This window comes from Helicobacter rappini, assembly GCF_900198625.1.
Classification (GTDB): Bacteria; Campylobacterota; Campylobacteria; order Campylobacterales; family Helicobacteraceae; genus Helicobacter_A; species Helicobacter_A rappini.
The window spans coordinates 1-3,765 of record NZ_FZPK01000068.1; the positions used below are offsets into that span (position 1 = coordinate 1).

5 protein-coding genes are annotated in these 3,765 nt (G+C 34.4%); 1 reads left to right on the forward strand and 4 read right to left on the reverse strand.

All coding sequences use genetic code 11. From position 1 onward, the window contains the following. Nucleotides 1-317 precede the first annotated feature (317 nt). Nucleotides 318-1,439 carry a molecular chaperone DnaJ gene (dnaJ, locus tag C6H17_RS11280; protein ID WP_005217714.1) on the reverse strand — a complete coding sequence of 374 codons (1,122 nt, stop codon included), beginning with the start codon at nt 1,437-1,439 and terminating at the stop codon, nt 318-320. Nucleotides 1,440-1,532: 93 nt separating this feature from the next. Here dnaJ and recR point away from each other — a divergent pair, with 93 nt between their 5' ends. Further along, nucleotides 1,533-2,114 carry a recombination mediator RecR gene (gene recR / locus C6H17_RS11285; RefSeq protein WP_104731449.1) on the forward strand — a complete coding sequence of 194 codons (582 nt, stop codon included), beginning with the start codon at nt 1,533-1,535 and terminating at the stop codon, nt 2,112-2,114. Nucleotides 2,115-2,280: 166 nt separating this feature from the next. Here the strand turns inward: recR and C6H17_RS11290 are convergent, their stop codons facing one another. From C6H17_RS11290 to C6H17_RS11300, 3 genes are all read right to left on the reverse strand, one after another. Then, entirely contained in the window at nt 2,281-2,535 is a 255-nt protein-coding gene (locus C6H17_RS11290; RefSeq protein ID WP_020995823.1) for a hypothetical protein, read from the reverse strand. A 26-nt stretch (nt 2,536-2,561) separates the two neighbouring features. Next, nucleotides 2,562-3,497 (reverse strand): GTPase family protein, encoded by a 936-nt coding sequence (locus tag C6H17_RS11295; protein ID WP_223808372.1) that lies wholly within the window; start codon nt 3,495-3,497, stop codon nt 2,562-2,564. 40 nt (nt 3,498-3,537) lie between these two features. Next, a partial coding sequence (locus C6H17_RS11300) for a hypothetical protein (protein WP_158655025.1) occupies nt 3,538-3,765 on the reverse strand: 228 nt, incomplete at its 5' end.

Below are 3,765 nucleotides of genomic sequence, written 5' to 3' on the forward strand. Positions count from 1 at the left end.
AAATAAAAATAAGATACAAACAAAAAAACATCGTGTGGAAGTAAAAAAAGGAATTATAACATATAAGCATATTATAAAACACTTAGGCAAAAAACCCTTTAGATAAGGCTTTTATGTGTTAGTGTGTTTTTGAGTGTTAGAGAGAGTGTTTTATTGTGTGTTGAGAAGTGGATATAAAATTACAAAAGGGACAGAGAACGATGTTTAAATCATTAAAACAAATCATATCTCAACAATAAAAATACGCCTATACTTGGCAATAGTTTCTAAAAGCCACTCCAAACAAGCGTTATATATACACAATGGATATTCTTATCTCATGATATTTTATCCTTAAGCCAGTTTTTGACTTTATCAAAACATGAATCAATGAAGCTTTTATACGGCTTACTTGTATCTCCAAAGCTTTCTTGTAGTTTTAACACAAGATTTTGTTGCTCTTCATTGAGATTTTGTGGATAGGTGATTTTTATCTGTGCGATAAGTCTGCCTTTTCTTCCGCTATTAATATCTGGCACACCTTCATTTTGAAAAACAAACTGATGTCCATGTGCAGTATTTGGCGGAATGTTTAACTCTGCTTGTCCGCTAAGTGTGGGAATCTCTATCTTACCACCAAGCACAATCGTAGTAAAAAATACGGGAACTTCCATATATAAATCATTGCCATGACGCACAAAATGCTCATCTTCTTTCACAACCACTTTGATATAGAGATCGCCTCTCACACCGCTTTTTATTTCATTTCCTTTGCCACGATATACAAGCTGATTGCCATTATCAATACCCGCTTTTACTTCTAGCTCAATCGTCTCTTTTACACGCTCAAAGGCATTTCCATGACATTTAGTGCATTTATCAACGATGATTTTGCCCGTCCCCTCACAAGTAGGACATGCGACTTGCATTTGTATAATAGACTGCTGCACGACAACCCTACCGCGTCCATTACACCTATTGCAATCCTGCATTTTGCCATCTTTTGCCCCCGTTCCACTACATGTTTTACAATAGCTTTTATACTCCGTTTTAATCGTCTTTTTACAGCCAAACACAGCTTCTTTAAAGCTTAGATTCAGTCGCAATACATAGTCTGGATCAAAGGCATAATGCTCTTGTGTATTTGACTGACCCCCTCCAAAGAAATCCTCAAATATACTGCCAAATATATCACTAAATCCACCACTAGAGCGAGAAAAGCCTTGTGATTGAAGTCCATCTTTGCCATATCTGTCATAAATTGCCCTTTTTTCACTATCGCTTAATACTTCATAGGCTTCATTAATCATTTTAAAGTTTTCTTCTGCTTCTTTGTCATCTGGGTTTCTGTCAGGGTGGTATTTTAATGCAAGTTTTCTAAATGATTTTTTGATTGTATCATGGTCTGCATCTCTGCTGATCTCTAAGATTTCATAGTAATCCATATCTAATGACGCCAAAATACATACTCCAAAAGTAAAATAAAGCTTTCATTATATAAAAAAAAAGATAACTTTGCTAAAACTTATCACTTTTTTGCTAGAATCCCCTGCATGAAAAACTATCAAAACAACTTATTTTCTTTTAATACACTTGTAAATGCCCTTGAAAAAATGCCAACCATAGGCAAGAAAAGTGCGCGTAAAATGGCTTATACACTAGCTATCGAAAACGCTCCGCTAGGATTACAAATCGCACAGGCGATCCATGATTGCATTGCTACGATTGAAAAGTGCAAGGTTTGTGGCGCACTTAGTCATGGTGAGATTTGCCATATTTGCCTTGATTCTACTCGTAAGAATGGCACACTCTGTATTGTGTCTCACCCAAAAGATGTGTTTTTGATTGAAGATATTGGCGAATTTCATGGGGTGTATTGCGTGATTGAAGACTATAAGCATTGCGATTTTACAGATCTTATACAACGCATTAAAGATGAGAATATAGAGGAAGTGATATTTGCGTTCATGCCCTCACTTGAAAGCGATATCGTTGTCATGTTTATACAAGAAAAGTTAGCAGATTTATGCTTAAAATTTAGCAAAATCGCACAAGGTGTGCCATCAAATGTAAGCCTTGATAATATCGATCATTTCTCTTTAGCAAGGGCGTTTAATGCACGAGTAAATGCGTAGAGTTTTGGGTTGCTTGGGTTATTAAATATGCCATCATAATTCTGTGATTATATTTGCAGAATATCTTGCACGAAAGACATAAGATTTAGTATTGTGGTTATTAGAATCTTATTCGCTTTTTTATATAAGGAAGATTCTAATGCGTGAAACCATATTATTAGCAAGATTAGCTATTTTTAATTCCCGCGATTATAGCAATCATAAGTGGCACAGAAATCACTCCGCAAATAACCCAAAGTATCTGAAATGGCTCACCTGCATACCAATAATACGCTTGCTCAAGTCCTTTAACAAACGCTATAAAAGGTAATACAAGAATAGCGACTGCTGTGCCAGCACCAAGCGCAGCAATAAGAAGCGCCAATACGACAAAAATACAATTAAACCAGCCAATATAGCAAAAATAACAGTAATAGACCACAACATATTTTTATCCTTTCCTACAAATTAAAGTTTCTTTAATAAGCTATCGAGTATTTTTCTTATAGCTGGATTTTTAACAAATGGCAAAGCATAATCACTCATCATTTGCTTTGCAGTATCTTTATTTTCTTTTGCAAGATCTGTAACAAATTCCCAAGTGGATTTCCACCACGATTTCTCATAATCTTTTTTACCATCATCTGTGCCTTTTTCTTTATTATCTTGTCCTATATACACAAGACGCTTTATAGGTGGGGTTTTCTTTGTGATAAAGTAGAGTAGCTTAGTAATATTATATGGCATCTCTTGTGGTTTATTCTCTTTCTTTAATCCCGCAGAGTAGTATATAGGCTCTACATCTACGCCTGTATCCTTTTTCACCCGCTCTTGTATATCATTGACTTTAGAATCTAAATATTGTATTTGCTCATCGGTTAATTTTCGTCCATTTTCTACAAAATCTACTCTATCAATAACACAATCACATTTATTTAATGCAATAAGGATTCTATCTTTATTTGGCATATTAGGGATTATCACTTTGTTGATAAGCTTATATGCGGTTTCTAAATCTTTATTTGTCGCATCAAGGATAACTAGCACTAAATCAATTAAAGCATTACCATCTTTATCTTTTTCTTGAAGTTTTGCGATTATATTATCTTTATGCTTTTTATCTTTTTCTTCGCCCTCACCAAGTCCTGGTGAATCCCAAAGTGTAATATTGTTGCTAATAACAAATTTTTCTATATTTTGTGTTTGTGGTTTTGAATCTGTGCCAATCTTTACAAAATTCTTACCATTTTTAAAGAGAGCGGCAATTGTAGAGCTTTTGCCAACACCCGTAGCACCTACAACAAGGATATTAAGCTTTACTTTTAATTGCTCCATAATCTTTGCTGCCAATGCTATCTTTTGCTCTTCTTCTAAATCATCGCTAATAGTTTCCAATCTTTCCATTATTTCTTTATGATTTGTTTCCAATTCTTCAATCTCTTTTCTATGTAAATGTCTTTGTCGTAAAAACACCTGTGTGTGCTAGTTGTTTCGCATAATTCATAAACAATTCATACTCATCATCACTAAGTATCTTTTTTAAGCTAGAGAAATTGATACCATTTGCTCTCTTAATCTCTTTATCGCAAGTTTCAATGATTTCTGTAACAAACTTTTGTGGCATTACAAAGGACTTAAGATTGTTGTTTTTTTCTCCCTCCCCCCTAAACAA